Origin of the sequence: Plantibacter sp. T3 (genome assembly GCF_902506515.1) — a bacterium.
Classification (GTDB): Bacteria; Actinomycetota; Actinomycetes; order Actinomycetales; family Microbacteriaceae; genus Plantibacter; species Plantibacter auratus.
This window is the reverse complement of sequence record NZ_LR733286.1, coordinates 75,451-90,433: the sequence shown is the minus strand read 5'-3', so window position 1 is coordinate 90,433 and position 14,983 is coordinate 75,451. Positions and strand designations below refer to the sequence as shown.

At 69.8% G+C, this 14,983-nt stretch carries 15 protein-coding genes; 9 read left to right on the top strand and 6 right to left on the bottom strand.

The window, feature by feature from the left end; translation table 11 throughout:
* Positions 1–150: 150 nt before the first annotated feature.
* On the bottom strand, positions 151–2,142 hold the full coding sequence (locus GV015_RS00470) for an aldo/keto reductase (RefSeq protein ID WP_159875809.1): 1,992 nt from the start codon (positions 2,140–2,142) through the stop codon (positions 151–153).
* Between the two features lie 96 nt (positions 2,143–2,238).
* Here GV015_RS00470 and GV015_RS00465 point away from each other — a divergent pair, with 96 nt between their 5' ends.
* From GV015_RS00465 to msrA, 3 genes are all read left to right on the top strand, one after another.
* Positions 2,239–3,345 carry a LacI family DNA-binding transcriptional regulator gene (locus tag GV015_RS00465; RefSeq protein ID WP_159875807.1) on the top strand — a complete coding sequence of 369 codons (1,107 nt, stop codon included), beginning with the start codon at positions 2,239–2,241 and terminating at the stop codon, positions 3,343–3,345.
* A gap of 82 nt (positions 3,346–3,427) precedes the next feature.
* Positions 3,428–4,075 (top strand): MOSC domain-containing protein, encoded by a 648-nt coding sequence (locus GV015_RS00460; protein WP_159875805.1) that lies wholly within the window; start codon positions 3,428–3,430, stop codon positions 4,073–4,075.
* Positions 4,076–4,225: 150 nt separating this feature from the next.
* A complete protein-coding gene (gene msrA / locus GV015_RS00455; RefSeq protein ID WP_079706599.1) occupies positions 4,226–4,774 on the top strand; it encodes a peptide-methionine (S)-S-oxide reductase MsrA in 549 nt (182 codons plus the stop codon).
* 61 nt (positions 4,775–4,835) lie between these two features.
* Here the strand turns inward: msrA and GV015_RS00450 are convergent, their stop codons facing one another.
* Positions 4,836–5,045 carry a hypothetical protein gene (locus GV015_RS00450; RefSeq protein ID WP_124767435.1) on the bottom strand — a complete coding sequence of 70 codons (210 nt, stop codon included), beginning with the start codon at positions 5,043–5,045 and terminating at the stop codon, positions 4,836–4,838.
* A 220-nt stretch (positions 5,046–5,265) separates the two neighbouring features.
* Between GV015_RS00450 and GV015_RS00445 the strand changes: the two genes are divergently transcribed.
* From GV015_RS00445 to GV015_RS00420, 6 genes are all read left to right on the top strand, one after another.
* Entirely contained in the window at positions 5,266–5,487 is a 222-nt protein-coding gene (locus GV015_RS00445) for a hypothetical protein (RefSeq protein WP_079706600.1), read from the top strand.
* A 99-nt stretch (positions 5,488–5,586) separates the two neighbouring features.
* Positions 5,587–6,282 carry an LON peptidase substrate-binding domain-containing protein gene (locus tag GV015_RS00440; protein ID WP_236555265.1) on the top strand — a complete coding sequence of 232 codons (696 nt, stop codon included), beginning with the start codon at positions 5,587–5,589 and terminating at the stop codon, positions 6,280–6,282.
* 214 nt (positions 6,283–6,496) lie between these two features.
* Positions 6,497–7,450, top strand: coding sequence for a sugar phosphate isomerase/epimerase (locus tag GV015_RS00435; RefSeq protein WP_159875803.1), 954 nt, complete (start codon positions 6,497–6,499; stop codon positions 7,448–7,450).
* Between the two features lie 27 nt (positions 7,451–7,477).
* The gene (locus GV015_RS00430; RefSeq protein ID WP_079706602.1) at positions 7,478–8,431 is read left to right on the top strand and encodes a 3-hydroxyacyl-CoA dehydrogenase family protein; all 954 of its coding nucleotides are present in this window, start codon (positions 7,478–7,480) and stop codon (positions 8,429–8,431) included.
* A gap of 75 nt (positions 8,432–8,506) precedes the next feature.
* A complete protein-coding gene (locus GV015_RS00425) occupies positions 8,507–9,280 on the top strand; it encodes an SDR family NAD(P)-dependent oxidoreductase (RefSeq protein ID WP_159875801.1) in 774 nt (257 codons plus the stop codon).
* A gap of 214 nt (positions 9,281–9,494) precedes the next feature.
* Positions 9,495–10,868, top strand: a complete 1,374-nt coding sequence (locus GV015_RS00420) for an MFS transporter (RefSeq protein ID WP_236555264.1) — start codon at positions 9,495–9,497, stop codon at positions 10,866–10,868.
* Positions 10,869–11,076: 208 nt separating this feature from the next.
* Here the strand turns inward: GV015_RS00420 and GV015_RS00415 are convergent, their stop codons facing one another.
* The 4 genes from GV015_RS00415 to GV015_RS00400 form a co-directional block, all read right to left on the bottom strand.
* Entirely contained in the window at positions 11,077–11,790 is a 714-nt protein-coding gene (locus tag GV015_RS00415) for a GntR family transcriptional regulator (RefSeq protein ID WP_236555263.1), read from the bottom strand.
* A gap of 102 nt (positions 11,791–11,892) precedes the next feature.
* A complete protein-coding gene (locus GV015_RS00410; RefSeq protein ID WP_371416523.1) occupies positions 11,893–12,669 on the bottom strand; it encodes a triose-phosphate isomerase in 777 nt (258 codons plus the stop codon).
* 26 nt (positions 12,670–12,695) lie between these two features.
* On the bottom strand, positions 12,696–13,157 hold the full coding sequence (locus GV015_RS00405; RefSeq protein ID WP_071258616.1) for a ribose-5-phosphate isomerase: 462 nt from the start codon (positions 13,155–13,157) through the stop codon (positions 12,696–12,698).
* 77 nt (positions 13,158–13,234) lie between these two features.
* Positions 13,235–14,965 carry a dihydroxyacetone kinase family protein gene (locus tag GV015_RS00400; RefSeq protein ID WP_159875797.1) on the bottom strand — a complete coding sequence of 577 codons (1,731 nt, stop codon included), beginning with the start codon at positions 14,963–14,965 and terminating at the stop codon, positions 13,235–13,237.
* Between the last annotated feature and the right edge of the window lie 18 nt (positions 14,966–14,983).

Here is a 14,983-nt window from a genome sequence, read left to right as displayed (position 1 = left end):
TTGCGCCAGCGCGGTGCGCTGACGCGAGGAGGAGTGACTCGGCGCGAGCGCGCCCCGCACGCGTGAGCGCGGGCCTCTGGAGACCCGCGCCCACGTGCATGACCCGCGGTCACGCCAGCGCCCCGCGCTGGCGTCACCCGAGGGAACGGATCAGACCCGGAGGTCGAGCCAGGCGACCTGCTCCGCGGTCAGCTTCAGGGAGAGGGCGTCGGTCGACGAACGGGTCTCCTCGATGGACCGCGGCCCGATGAGGGCGAAGGTCGGGAAGTCCTGCGCCAGGACGTACGCCAGGGCGATCGCCGTCGGCGCGACCCCCAGCTCCGAGCCGAGCTGACGCGCACGGGCCAGCCGCTCGAAGTTGTCGTCGCTGTAGTAGCAGCGCACGAGGTCCGGATCCGACAGGTCCTCGGGCTCGGCACGCCCGGTGAAGAAGCCGCGCGCTTGCGACGACCACGGCAGCAGCGGCGTCTTCGTCTCCTCGAGCCACGCCCGGCTCGTCGGATCCGTCACCTCCACACACCCGGCCCACGGCACGTCGAGCGCGCGGGCGAGACCGAAGTGGTTGCTCAGCGCCGCGAACCCCCGCTTCCCGTTGGCCGCCGCATAGGCGTTCGCCTCCTCGAACCGGTCGATCGTCCAGTTGGAGCCACCGAACGCACGGATGCGACCGGCCTCGGCGTGCTCGTTCAGCACGTCGACGAACTCGCCCACCGGCACCTCCACGTTGTCGCGGTGCATGAGGTACAGGTCGAGGTGGTCGGTGCCGAGACGGTCGAGGCTCTCGAACAGCTGCCGGGAGATCGACTCCGGGTCGCAGAACGGTGTGTGCGCACCCTTGCCGATCACCACGACGTCGTCGCGGAGACCCCGGTTGGCGAGCCAGCGTCCGAGCAGCTGCTCCTGGAGCCCGTCGCCGTACAGCCAGGCCGTGTCGAAGGCATTGCCGCCGCGCTCGAAGAAGTCGTCGAACATCGCCGACGCGTGCGACAGGGTCTGCTGGTTGTCGACACCCATCACGAGCCGCGAGATGTCGTGGTCGATGCCGGCGATGCGACCGGTCGGCATCGGGAGCTCGGCGCGCACGGCGAGCGGCCGGCCGGAACCGGTCGGGATGTCGGTGTCGATCGACTCGAACGGATACTCGAGGCCGACCGCCTCGCGCCAGCGGTCGAGGGTCGCCGCGTTGCCGAGCGAGTCCGCCCAGCGCATCTGCGGTGCCTGACCGGCGTCGGCGAACGCAGCGACCGCGTCGGCCTGGATCGCGTACTGCGGTGCCCCGGGGATGTGGATCGACTCCGTGCCCGAGATGGTGCGGACCTCGATCGTCGAGCCGTCCTCGACCGACGGCAACCACGGGTCGGACACGATGATCTGGCCGGTGGACCCCGTGACGACGACGCGGTTGTCGTCCTGCACGCGCACGCCGCTCGTGACGTGCGCCGTGATGCCCGACGGGAAGACGAGCGACGCGCTGGCCCACTCGTCGACGCCGGTCGAACCGATGGTGCCGTTCCCGGTGACCTCCGTCGGGTCGGCGAACGGCGCACCCACGGCAGCACCCGCGATGAGCCGCGAGATGGAGACGGGGTAGCCGCCGACGTCGAGGATGCCGCCGCCCGCCAGCTCCGGGTTCATGAGTCGGTGGTCGGCGGGCAGATCTGCGGCGAATGCGAACGACGCTTCGATGTGCTGGACGTCGCCGATGGCACCCGACGACACGAGCTCGACGAGCTTCGCGGTCTGCGGGTGGAAGCGGTACATGAACGCCTCGGCGAGGTACACGCCGGCACGGCGGGCGGCCTCGATCGCGAGCATCGCACCGGCGCGGTTCACCGAGAGCGGCTTCTCGCTGACGATGTGCTTGCCGGCTTCCGCCGCTTCGATCACCAGCCGGACGTGCTCCGTGTGCGGGGTCGCGATGTAGACCGCGTCGACGCCGGGGTCGGCCAGCAACTCGGCGACCGAGCCGTACCCGCGGACGGGAGCCGTGCCGTCGCCGAAGCGCTCGCCGAACTCTTCGGCACGCGACGCGTCACGACTGGCGACGGCGGCGAGTCGACCGGTGCGACTGGCGTGCAGCTCGGTCGCGAACCGTTCGGCGATCGTTCCTGGGCCGATGATTCCCCAAGCGACGTGTTCCATATGGTGGTGCTCCTCAACGTTGATCGGCGGTGCGATGGTCTGTGGTGAACGTCACCGTGAACGTTCACGGTGTGAGCGTATCAGTACGATGTGACCATGACCAGGCCCCGCGACGATCGCGCTCCGGCGCGAGCGACGATCATCGACGTCGCCCGCGTCGCCGGTGTCTCGCGCCAGACCGTGACCCGCGCACTCAACGGGATGCGCGACGTCAGCGACGCCACCAGGCAACGGGTCGTCGAGGTCGCGGCTTCGCTCAACTACCGTCCGAACCGCGCCGCGCAGCACCTGGTGAGCGGCCGGACCACGACGCTCGGACTGGTCGTCGACGACCTGCGGAACCCCTACTACCCGGAGCTCGCGGCCGCCCTCGTGCAGCAGGCGGCAGAGCGCGGATGGACCGTGTTGGTCGCCGAGGTCGGGGGAGCGGCGAACGCATCGGGCGACCGACCCGCCGCCGCGGATCGCGGACCGGACCTCCCCGACGCGGAACGTGCGCAGCTCGCCGAACTCGCGCGGCAGGTCGATGCGGTCGTCGGGCGCAACGGCGCCGACCACGGAGCACTCCAGGGCGCCTTCGCCACCATCCCGTTCGTCTCCCTCGGCGACCACCGGTCAGACGAGTCCGAGGCAGGATCGAACCCGTCCGGCGCCGAGCCGACGCTGCAGGTGGCGGGCGTCGACATCGACTTCGAGGACGGGATCCGTCAGGCGCTCGCCCATTTCGTCGCGACCGGGCGCCGGTCCATCGCGATGATCGACGCCTCGGCGGAACCGTCCGGACGACGTCTCGCGTACCGAGCGTTCCTCGAGGAGCACGGCTTGCCGTGGTCGGAGGCTTCGGAGACCTGGGCGGAGGACACCCACCAGGGCGGGGTGTCGGCCGCCCTGCGGTGCCGGGCCGCGATGCCCGACGTCGATGCCGTGCTCGTCTTCAACGACGTCATGGCCGTCGGCGTGCTCAAGGGACTCGCCCGTGCCGGGGTCGGCGTGCCGGAGGACGTCGCCGTCATCGGCATCGACGGACTCGACCTCGGTCGCTTCGTCACCCCTGAGCTCACGAGCGTGGCCGTCGACAAGGGTGACATCGCACGGCACAGTCTCGAACTGCTCGACGGCATGATGTCCGGCACGCTCCCGCTCTCGGGGCCGTCCGTCCGACGCTCGGTCGGTGTCTCACTCGTCATCCGCGAGTCCGCCTGACCCGCTCCGCCTGGGCCACTCCACCCGAGCCGCACCGGCCCCGTCGTCCGGACGGGCGCGGAGGACACGGCAGACTGGTCCCATGTCTGAACTCCTCGCCCTCTGTCGCGTCGAAGCCCTCCAGGTGGACGACGGGTCGATCGGTGTCACCGCGATCGACAAGCGCCCGGTCGACGAGCCACTGCACGTGCGGCCGATGGGGCTGTACGGCGACGTGCAGGCCGATCGCAAACACCACGGCGGTCTGACGAAGGCGCTCTACGCCTACGCCGAGGAGGACGCGCGGTTCTGGGAGGGTGAGCTCGGTCGGGAGATCACGCCGGGGCTGTTCGGCGAGAACCTCCGCACGCAGGGGCTCGACGTGAACGGTGCCGAGATCGGTGAACGCTGGCGGATCGGCGACACCCTCGTCGTCGAGGTGACCTGCCCGCGGACCCCGTGCGGCACCTTCCAGCGGCGCCTGGGCGAGCCTCGGTGGGTGAAGCGCTTCGCCGACGCCGCGCGGCCCGGTGCCTACCTCAAGGTGGTCAAGAGCGGGACGGTGCAGGCGGGCGACCCGATCGAGATCGTCCGACAGCCCGGCCATGGCGTCACCATCGCCTCCTGGTTCGCCGCGGCGGATGAGGCGCAGGCCGTCACCGTCGAGCAGTCGGAGCAGTCCGGCGCCGTGGTGCTGGCGCCCGAGATCCACGAGTCGATCAAGCAGCTCCGCCGCAAGCGGACCGTCTGAGCCCTGCCGTCGCGTCCGCACACCTGTGCGACCGCTGAGTGCAAGCCCCGGCCGGAACAGTCCGGAAGCGGACGCTGTTGCATACCATGGAGCCGAAGACCGGAGCACGCGGGGACCCCGCACGGTGCTCGGCACGAAGGAGGAGTCACGATGAGTGCAGCAGACGAGCAGAGCACGACGACCGAGCGCGCGGTGCTGGCCGGCGGATGCTTCTGGGGCATGGAAGACCTCGTCCGGAAGATGCCGGGCGTGAAGTCGACCCGCGTGGGCTACAGCGGTGGCGACGTCGCCAACGCCACCTACCGCAACCACGGCACCCACGCGGAGGCCCTCGAGGTCGTCTTCGACCCGAGCAAGCTGTCCTTCCGCGAGCTCCTGGAGTTCTTCTTCCAGATCCACGACCCGTCGACGAAGAACCGCCAGGGCAACGATGTCGGCCTGAGCTACCGCTCGGCGATCTTCTACACCTCGCCCGAGCAGGAGCGCGTCGCCCGCGACACGATCGCCGACGTCGACGCCTCAGGGCTCTGGCCCGGCAAGGTCGTCACCGAGGTCGAGCCGGTCTCCGAGTTCTGGGAGGCCGAGCCGGAGCACCAGGACTACCTGGAGCGCATCCCGTGGGGCTACACCTGCCACTTCGTGCGCCCGGGCTGGAAGCTCCCGCGCCGCGCAGAGGTCGCGGAGCAGGCCACCGCGTAAGCACGTCCACAGCGCCCGGCACCTCGGTGTCGGGCGCTGTGCTGTGCGTGGACCGGCAGGCTCAGACGCCGTCGGCGCGCGAGGAGTTGACGGCGTCTGAGGCCAGTCGTGGCGCGAACCGCGGGTCGAACTGCAGTGGTGGATCGTCGGGTGATGCCAGTGACGGCTTCCCGAGGCGGACCCACTCGAGGTACTGGAGGTAGGGGTCGGACCCGGCATCGACCGGCGCATCGACGATGCGCTTGCGTCCCCACGGCCACTTCCACCCCACGATCAGCATCCTACGGACGGTTCCTGAAGATCCGCGGACCATCGCGCCACGATCTCGCAACGATGGCGTCGAGGCGTGCTCGTTTCGTCTGATGGATACGGAGTTGTCCATCGGCCGTCGGTGCTGTCATGATGAAGCACGGCGGAGATAGCTAGACAATCGAGATACTTCGAAGGGTTGTCCGGACCCGGTCACTGCACCTGCCGAGAGAGGTCGTTCCATGGGCTCCGCCGGCAGCGAGACGTCTGAACTCCGCCGAGCCTGGGTGGAGCAGCTCACAGCCGACCGCTTCGGCGTCTTCGTGGGGGATCGGCGAATCGGGTTCATCGATGTGGACTGGCCGCTGCACGTCGCCCTGCGCGGGGCCGACTACGAGACGGCGGTCGAAATCGATCGGGCGATCCGGTTCGACCAGGCGCTACGAGCGGTCCTCGGCGACTGAGTCGCCTCCGGTGTCCGGCGACTATGATCGCAGCACGGTTCGGGTGGACGGTTCGCCGGGCGGCACCCGGTCGGACCTGCGAGACGGAGGGAGAGTGACATGACCGACTCCTTCAGTGCCGAGCCCTGGGCGTCCGGCCTCCCGGTCCTCGAGCTGCCGATGTTCCCGCTCGGCTCTGTGCTGTTCCCGCACATGCCGCTCGCCCTGCGGCTCTTCGAGGAGCGCTACCTGACCATGCTCGCCCACCTGCTCGAGGCCGAGGACCCGGCGTTCGGCGTGGTGCTCATCGAGCGCGGGCGCGAGACGGGAGGCGGTGAGCACCGCTTCCGGACGGGGACCGTGGCGGAGATCGTCGAGGTCGACGGTGGCGAGGGCTTCGTGGCGGTGATCGCCGAGGGCGGTCAGCGCTTCGAGGTGACCGACTGGCTGCCGGACGACCCGTACCCACGCGCCGAGATCCGCACGCTCGACGACTTGGAGTGGGACGAGCGCTGGGAGCAGCTGCGGGACGAGACCGAGGCGGCGGTGCGGCGTTCGCTGGCCGTGGCCAGCGAGTTCAGCGAGCAGCAGTGGGCCTCGGTCGTGGAGCTCGCCGACGACCCGCTGGAGTCGTCGTGGCAGCTCGCGGGCATCGCCCCGGTGAGCGAGATCGATCAGATGCGATTCCTCTCGGCCGGTTCGCTGGAAGAGCTGTTGGTCGGTGTGCGCGATCGCGCCACCGAGGCCGGCGAAGCGTTCATCGCGGGCGGCATCGCCGACGCGGACGACGAGGACTGGGACATCCTAGGAGGCTGAGCCCCGACGTCCCACCTCGACAGGCTCGGTGACCGGTTGGATTCCCCCCGGAAGCTCGCCTCCCGCCCCACCGGTCACCGAGCCTCCCCTCCGCCGGTCACTGAGCCTGTCGAAGTGCCCTTGCGCATTCGTGGAAACGCTTTACTATTTCCTATAGGATCTTTTTTAACCGGGAGCACCAGCCCCGAGCAGTCCCTGAGCGCAATGGAGCATCATGACGGATACGACCGCGACCGCGTCGACCCCCCGATGGACCGCCGACACCTGGCCCATCGCCACCTGCCTGCACGGCATCCCACCCGTCGACCGCAACGGCGTCTCCCTGCACGACGCGGAACCCGAAGCCTGGGACGACCTCTTCGCGCAGGTCGCCGGCGTCGGGTTCACCCTCGCCGAACTGCCCGACAGCCACGTCCGGCCCGCCGACCTCGAACCGTCCCGTCGCGACGAGTTCCTCGCCATCGCGAAGTCGCACGGCGTCGGCGTCCCGTCCGTCCACCTGCAGCGGCAGAGCGTGGTCATGCCGGGCCACGAGGAGCGCAACCTCGAGTACGCGCACCGCACGATCGACGCCGCCGCCGAGTGGGGGATGCAGGTCTTCTCCACCGGCCTGCACCAGCCCTTCAGCGAGGCCCAGCGCAAGGCGCTCTGGTTCTGGACCGCCCAGGGCCCGAAGGACCCCGACGACCCCGAGGTCTGGAACGCCGCCGTCAGCCGCATCCGCGAGCTCGGCAAGCACGCGGCCGACGTCGGGCTGCCACTCGCCCTCGAACTCTACGAGGACACCTACCTCGGCACCGCCGACAGCGCGGTGCGGTTCGTGGAGGAGGTCGGGCTCGACAACGTCGGTCTGAACCCCGACGTCGCGAACCTCATCCGCCTGCACCGCCCGGTGGAGGACTGGCGCGAGCTGTTCGCCAAGACCCTGCCGTACGCCAACTACATGCACGTGAAGAACTACACCCGCGACGAGGCGGCCGACGGCACCTGGGCGACGTCCGTGCCCTCCACCATGGAGGCCGGGCTCATCAACTACCGCCAGGTCTTCCGCGACGCCGTCGAGCTCGGCTTCAACGGCATCATCCTGGCCGAGCACTACGGCGGCGACAGCCTCGGCATGTGCTCCACCAACCAGAAGTACATCAGGACCCTGCTGCCGCAGGCCTGATCCAGACGACCACAGGAGAGCTTCATCATGACCACACACACCATCGCCGTCGTCGGATCGGGGTACATGGGCGGCGGCATCGCCCAGGTGCTCGCGCTGTCCGGCGCCACCGTCCGCATCGCCGACATCTCCGAGGAGATCGCGCGCAAGAACTACGACCGCCTCATCGCCGAGGCCGAGCAGTTCGTCGCCGACGGACTCTTCCCTGCCGACGCCGTGGAGCGGATCCGCGCCAATGTCTCGCCCGCAGCGTCCATCGAGGAGGCCGTCACCGGAGCCGACTTCATCGAGGAGGCCGTCCCCGAGAAGATCGAGATCAAGCACGAGACCCTCCGTCGCATCAGCGCCGCGGCCTCGCCCGACGCCATCATCGGCTCGAACACCTCGACCATCCTCATCGGTTCGCTCGCTGAGGCCGTCACCAACCCGGAGCGGTTCCTCGGCGTCCACTTCTCGAACCCGGCCCCGTTCATCCCCGGCGTCGAACTCATCCCGCACGAGACCACCGCCGATGCGGCGATCGCCACCGTCGAGGAGATCGTCGCAGCGACCGGCAAGGAGACCGCCCGCGTCAAGGACGCGACGGGCTTCGTGCTCAACCGCCTGCAGTACGCGCTGTTCCACGAGGCGACGCAGCTCGTCGAGGAGGGCGTCGCGACGCCCGAGGACATCGACACGATCGTCCGCACCACCTTCGGCTTCCGGCTCCCCGTCTTCGGTCCCTTCGCGATCGCCGACATGGCCGGACTCGACGTGTACTCGTTCTGCTACGCCTCGCTCCAGACCCGGTGGCCCGAGCGGTTCGCCACGCCGGACTCCCTCAAGGAGCTCGTCGACGCCGGCAAGTTCGGCACCAAGTCGGGTGCCGGCTACCTCGACGTCCCGGCCGACCGCACGCCCGAGCTGATCGCCTACCGCAACAAGGCCTACGTCGCGATCAAGCAGCTCATGGACGAGCTCGGCCCCGCGCCCATCAACTGAGCGCGGCGCCGACCGAGCGCACCGTCCGGCTCGATCGGACACCGACTTCACCACTCCCACGCAGAAAGGCCGGCCATGACCGCCACCAGCTTCCCCGAATCCAAGACCGTCGTCCTCACCGGTGCAGCCTCCCCGCGCGGCATCGGTCGCGCCTCCGCCCACCACCTCGCCGAACTCGGCTGGAACATCGGGATCATCGACCTCGACGAGGCTGCGGCGCAGGCGGTCGCCGCCGAGATCGCGGAGCAGCACGGGGTGCAAGCGGCCGGCGCCGGCGCGAACGTCGCCGACGAGGCGCAGGTGCGTGCCGCGTTCGACGCACTCGAGGCCGCCCTCCCACAGCTCGTCGCCCTCGTGAACCTCGCGGGCGTCGCCTCACCGGTGCCCTACCTCGAGGTGAGCGCCGACGAGTGGAAGCGCGTCATCGACATCAACCTCAACGGCGTCCACTACACGACCCGCCGTGCGGCGGAGTCGATGGTGTCGAACGGCGTCGGTCGGGTCGTCAGCCTGTCGTCCGTCTCCGCCCAGCGCGGCGGCGGCACCTTCAGCAAGACGGCCTACTCGGCGGCGAAGGCCGGCGTGATCGGCTTCACCCGCAGCGTCGCCCGTGAGCTCGGCCACGACGGCATCACGGTCAACGCCATCTCGCCCGGACCCATCGACACCGACATCATGGGCGGCACCCTCACCGAGGAGCGCAAGACGGCCATGGCCGCCGACGGCGTCCTGCCCCGCATCGGCACCCCACGCGACATCGCCGCCGCCATCGCCTACCTCATCAGTGAGGACGCCGGCTTCGTCACCGGTCAGACGCTGAACGTCGACGGCGGCCTCTACATGCACTGATCCACCACACGCACCACGAGCGAACGGAGCAGCACCATGCAGCACCTCACCGGTCAGTGGACCAAATCCCGGTTGATCTTCCTCGGTCTCGGCGTCGTCTTCGTCGGCATCGGCCTCTGGATGATCATCCCCTCGATGGTCTCCTGACCACCGCCAGCAGCAGCAGTAGGACCAGCAGCACCCACCCGCACCAGTCATCTCAAAGGAGAGTGTCTTGTCCACACCCAATCCGCCGGCGATCGGATCGACCAACGATCCGGCGCTGAAGTCGGCGATCCGCAAGGCGTCGAAGCACCTCATGCCGATGCTCGTCATCCTGTACTTCGTCGCGTTCCTGGACCGCACGAACGTCGGCTTCGCCGAGGAGGCGCTCAGCGTCGACCGCGGTATCTCCAACGGTGCCTTCGCCCTCGGCGCCGGCATCTTCTTCATCGGCTACGCGATCTTCGAGATCCCGAGCAACCTGCTGCTGAAGAAGTTCGGCGCCCGGTTCTGGCTCGCCCGCATCGCGGTGACCTGGGGCATCGTCGCTGCGGCTTTCGCGTTCACCACGAACGACACGATGTTCATCGTCCTGCGCTTCCTGCTCGGCGTGACCGAGGCGGGGCTCTTCCCCGGCGTCATCATGTTCCTCTCGGAGTGGTTCCCGAACAAGGTCCGTGTCCAGATGTTCTCGATCTTCTACCTGGCGCAGCCGTTCTCGCAGATGCTCGGCGCCCCGCTGAGTGGTGGCCTCATCAGCTTCGGCGACGCCCTGACCCCGTGGCATGGCTGGCAGGTGATGTTCTTCGCCGAGGGCATGCTCGCGGTCCTAGCCGGCTTCGCAGCGCTCTACTTCCTCACCAACTCGCCACAACAGGCGAAATGGCTGGACCAACAGGAGAAGGACTCGCTGACGGCCGCGATGGAACGCGAGGACACCGTGCGGCAGTCGGACGGCCCGACCGGTATCGCGAAGGCGATGACGAGTTGGAAGGTGTGGTACTTCACCATCATCTACTTCTGCCTGCAGATCGCGGTATACGGCACGACGTTCTACCTGCCGCAGCAGGTCTCGAACCTCATCGGTCAGGACGTCGGCTGGCAGGTCGGCCTCGTGGCTGCCATCCCGTGGCTCGTCGGCCTCTTCGCCTGCTACTACGTGGGACGGAACGCGAACACAGTCGTCCGTCGGCGCACCTGGGGCACGTGGTTCTACATCTCGACCGGCGTCTTCATCCTGGCCTCGGCCTGGGCGGGCGCGAACAACCAGCCCATCCTCGGCATCCTGTTCATCACGATCGCCGTGGCGAGCTTCCTCTCGGTCGGGCCGATCACGTGGGCCTACCCGACGGCGTTCCTCACCGGAACGGCCGCCGCGGCCGGCATCGGTCTCATCAACTCGCTCGGTAACCTCGGCGGCTTCGTGGCACCGATCATGCGCACCGGGATCAACGAGAGCGTGCCGACCGACAGCGGTGTGTGGGGTGTGGTCTCGCTCGGGGTGTTCGCCTTCCTCGCGGCCGCGATGCTCTACTGCACCCGGTTCTTCCGTGGTGCGAAGGCGGACGAGCTGCTCGAGACGACGGCGAACCGCACGGCGCACTAGTCTCACCGCAACACCCGGACGGGGTCGATCGCTCAGGCGGTCGGCCCCGTTCTGCCCTTCGACAGGCTCAGGGACCGGAGGAGGGCGGCTCAGGGACCGGAGGAGGGCGGCTCGGGGACCGGAGGACTCGGTCCCTGAGCCTGTCGAAGGGTGGATGCCTGGCCCGGCGCCTGTCAGACTCCGGTCCCTGAGCCTGTCGAAGGGCGGCTCAGTGCTCGGCGTCGCTGCGGGCGCGGGTGCGCACGAGCTCGATGTGCGAGCGCATGGCCGCCGCGGCGGCCTCGGGGCCGTCGGAGAACGCGTCGAGGATGGCGCGGTGCTCGACGACCGCTTGGTCGGCGTCGGTGACGCCCGTCTCGACCGTCTGGCGCATGCGGTGCACGCGGGTGGAGATGCCCTCGGACATGTCGAGGAGGAAGGGATTGCGGGTGCCCTCGAAGATGAGGTGGTGGAAGTTCCAGTCGACCGCGAAGTACTCGCGGAGGAGCGCCACGGGGATCTCGCCGGCCGACGCCGCGGCGCGCACCCTGGCGGTCATCTCGACGTGCTGTGCGAGGGCGACCTCGAGGGCCGGGACGAGCTCGTCGGCGTGGGCGGCGGCCAGCGCGGTGGCGCCGCTCTCGAGCACGATGCGGGCGTCGAACAGCGACTCGAGCTGGTCGTCGGCGAGCGGCGGTGCCACCCGGTAGCCCTTGTGGGTGACCCGGGTGACGAGCCCGGTGCGCTCCAGCTGGACGAGCGCCTCGCGGACCGGCGTCGGCGAGACGTCGAGGTCGCGGGCGATGGCGTCGATCGACAGGCGGGCACCTGGTTCGATACCGGAGCTCAGGAGCATGTCGAGCACCAACTCGTAGACGCGGTCGCGCAGACCACGGCGTTCGAGCGAGGAGGAGGCGCCGAGCGGGAAGACGGCATCAACCACGGCAGCCTCCGAAGGGTGTGCTCGAGGCGTCGTCACGGAGGGGAACCTCCGGTCGAGCGGCCGCGATGATCGTCGAGGACCAGTTTACGGGGCCTCCAGGGGTCATCGCGGCAGGTCGGAGCCCGCGCGGTCGAGGTCGGCCACCTCGTCGAGCACCAGCGAGAGGGCTGCCGGATCGTGGGCGAAGCGGCCGAGGAAGACCCCGTCGACCGCGTCGCCGATCGTCGTGAGCAGGCCGGGTCCGGCGCTCCCGCCGTAGATGACGGCCGAGGAGGTCTCGATGTGCCCGGCCGCGGCGAGCGCGTCGAGGTGGCCGCGCAGCCGGAGGCACACCGTGCGGATGTGGGCTGGACTCGCGGCCTCGGGGGCGCCGATGGCCCAGTGTGGTTCGTAGGCGACGATGACGCGGCCCACGATCCCGGCGGCGACCGCCCCTGCCAGGGCGTCGTCGAGCTGTGCGACGCACTCCGCGGCCGCCACCTCGGCGTCTCCGTGCTCCGCCTCGCCGATGCACAGTACCGGCGCGAGACCGTTGCGGAGCGCGGCGGTCGTCTTCGCGCGGACGACGTCGGGCGTCTCACCGAACAGTCGGCGCCGCTCCGCGTGCCCGACCTCGACGACCTCGCAGCCGACCTCGTGGAGCTCGGCGCCGCTCACCTCGCCGGTGAAGGGCCCGGTGTCCTCGGTCGCGAGGTCCTGAGCGCCCACGGACGCGACGCCGCGGAGCCGCTCGACCGCGCCGGTCACCGAGAGGTATCCGGGGATGACGAACAGCTCCGCCGCGCCGGATCGGAGTGCGTGGTGCTCGGCCGACACCCCCGCGACGACCGAGCACCAGTCGAGCGTCTGCGCGTGCCCGAAGTACATCTTCAGGCTCACGCCGACGAGTCTGGGACGTCCTGACATCAGGACGCTTCGTACGCGCTGATCTCCTGCACCTTGTCGTTCGACGCGCTCGAGGCGTCGAACTCGTAGGTCAGCCACTCGCGCACGTTGCGGCGGGCGAGTTCGATGCCGACGACCCGCTGGCCCATGCAGAGCACTTGGGCGTCGTTCGAGAGCACCCCGCGTTCGACGGAGAAGCCGTCGTGCGCGGTGACGGCTCGGATGCCCTGGACCTTGTTGGCCGCGATCGCGACGCCGAGGCCCGTGCCGCAGATGAGCAGCGCGCGGTCGGCCTCGCCGCGGGCGACGATCTCGGCCGCGGTCACCGCGACGGTCGGGTAGTTGGTGTGGCCGTCGGCGTCGACCCCGACATCGACCACGGAGGCGACCAGGTCGCTCGCCTCGAGGTCGCGCTTGAGGATCTCCTTGTAGTCGTAACCGGCGTCATCGGAGCCGATGACGATTCGCCAGGTGCGGGTCATGGTGTGCCTTTCGTTGCTGGAGCGGGTGGCCCTTCGACAAGCTCAGGGACCGGGGTGTCGCTTCGGGGGATCGGGCGTCAGTGCTCGGCGAGGAGGGTGCCGACGCGCTCGACGATGAGGGCGAGGGAGACGGCCCCGGGGTCCTCGACGCCGACGGCCTTCGAGCCGTGCGAGCGGGCGCGACCCATGCCGGGCATGAGACCGGCCGTGTCGTGGGCCGCGGTGGTGGCCGCTGCCGCCGCCGTGGTCCACGCGGTGGAGAGATCCTCGCCGGCGGCGACGCGTTCTGCGAGCGTGTCGGCGAACGGGACCAGGGCGTCGACGAGCGTCTTGTCGCCGACGGAGGCCTTGCCGTAGCGCATGACGGCGTCCTTCGCTGCGGTCACGCCCTCGCTCACGGCGGTGGCGGTCGGGCGTTCGGCGTCGCCGAGGCGCTCGCCGAGCGTGCGGAGCATGACGCCCCACAGGGCGCCCGAGGTGCCACCGGCGCGGTCGGACCAGGCGTCGCCCGAGCGGTCGAGCAGCGTCGCGACGCCGGCACCGGCCTCACGCAGGCGCTCGGCCTCGGCGGCGGCAGCGGTCGCCCCGCGGTCCATGCCGATGCCGTGGTCGCCGTCGCCGACGATGGCGTCGAGGCGTCCCAGCTCGTCAGCGTGCTCCGCGAGGAGCTCCTGGATCGCGGAGATCGCGTCGGCCACGACGGCTGCCGACTCCTGCGACTCGGGCGAGGCGTCCGGCACGACGAAGGCGACGTCCTCGGTGTCGTCGGCGGCGACGGTCTCGAGTGCGCCGGAGTCGACGGCGCCCGTGCGGAACGCGGGCGTGTCCGCGGCAGCGCTCCACAGTCGCTCCAGCTCCTCGTCCACCCAGAGCAGGGTGAGTGAGACGCCGGCCATGTCGAAGCTCGTGCAGAACTCACCGACCTGCGGGTCGACGAGGGTGATCCCGGCGTCCTCCAGCAGGGAGGCGATGCGGTCGTAGACGACGAACAGTTCCTCCGACTTCACGGAGCCGAGGCCGTTGAGGATCGGGACGACGCGTGCGCCGTTCGGCGTGACGCCCTCCGGGATCTCGGCCTCGTTCAGGAGGTGGTGCACGAACAGCTCCGCCAGTCCGTCCGCGGAGGGGATGTCGGTCTCGTCGATACCGGGCTCGCCGTGGATACCGAGCCCGACGGCCATGCGTCCCTCCGGCACGGAGAACAACGGTTCGTCGGCACCGGGCAGCGTGCACCCGGAGAACGCGACGCCCATCGAACGGGTCCGGGTGTTGGCCAGGATCGCCACGCGCTCGACATCGTCGATGGAGTACCCACCAGAGGCCGCGCCGCCCGCGACCTTGAAGACGGTGAGGTCGCCCGCGATCCCGCGCCGCTTCTCGAGCTCGGTGGGCGGGGCGCTGAAGATGTCGTCGGTCACGGTGACGGTGCGGCAGTCGATGCCGTCGGCCTTCACGGCGTCCTGCGCCGCGGTGAAGTGCAGGACGTCACCGGCGTAGTTGCCGTAGCTGAGGAGGACGCCCCGTCCCTGTTCGCTCGCGCGGACGACGCTCTCCACCTGGTGTGCGGACGGCGACGCGAAGAGGTTGCCCATGGCCGCACCGTGGGCGAGTCCCGGGCCGACGAGGCCGGCGAAGGCGGGGTAGTGCCCGGAGCCGCCACCGATCACGAGGGCGACCTCCGGTTCCGCGGACCTCGTGGAGCGCGACACCCCGCCGGAGACCTTGCGTACCCAGCGTCCGTTGGCTCGGACGAAGCCGTCCACCATCTCGTCCGCGAAGTCGGCCGGTCGGTTCCAGAGCCTGGTCATCTGCATCTCCTCGTCATC

Coding starts and splice junctions, on each gene's coding strand:
- GV015_RS00445 (WP_079706600.1), top strand. CDS start 5,266: ATGGGCTCCGCCGGCAGCGAGACGTCTGAACTCCGCCGAGCCTGGGTG.
- msrA (WP_079706599.1), top strand. CDS start 4,226: ATGAGTGCAGCAGACGAGCAGAGCACGACGACCGAGCGCGCGGTGCTG.
- GV015_RS00435 (WP_159875803.1), top strand. CDS start 6,497: ATGACGGATACGACCGCGACCGCGTCGACCCCCCGATGGACCGCCGAC.
- GV015_RS00440 (WP_236555265.1), top strand. CDS start 5,587: ATGACCGACTCCTTCAGTGCCGAGCCCTGGGCGTCCGGCCTCCCGGTC.
- GV015_RS00425 (WP_159875801.1), top strand. CDS start 8,507: ATGACCGCCACCAGCTTCCCCGAATCCAAGACCGTCGTCCTCACCGGT.
- GV015_RS00470 (WP_159875809.1), bottom strand. CDS start 2,142: ATGGAACACGTCGCTTGGGGAATCATCGGCCCAGGAACGATCGCCGAA.
- GV015_RS00400 (WP_159875797.1), bottom strand. CDS start 14,965: ATGACCAGGCTCTGGAACCGACCGGCCGACTTCGCGGACGAGATGGTG.
- GV015_RS00405 (WP_071258616.1), bottom strand. CDS start 13,157: ATGACCCGCACCTGGCGAATCGTCATCGGCTCCGATGACGCCGGTTAC.
- GV015_RS00460 (WP_159875805.1), top strand. CDS start 3,428: ATGTCTGAACTCCTCGCCCTCTGTCGCGTCGAAGCCCTCCAGGTGGAC.
- GV015_RS00430 (WP_079706602.1), top strand. CDS start 7,478: ATGACCACACACACCATCGCCGTCGTCGGATCGGGGTACATGGGCGGC.
- GV015_RS00465 (WP_159875807.1), top strand. CDS start 2,239: ATGACCAGGCCCCGCGACGATCGCGCTCCGGCGCGAGCGACGATCATC.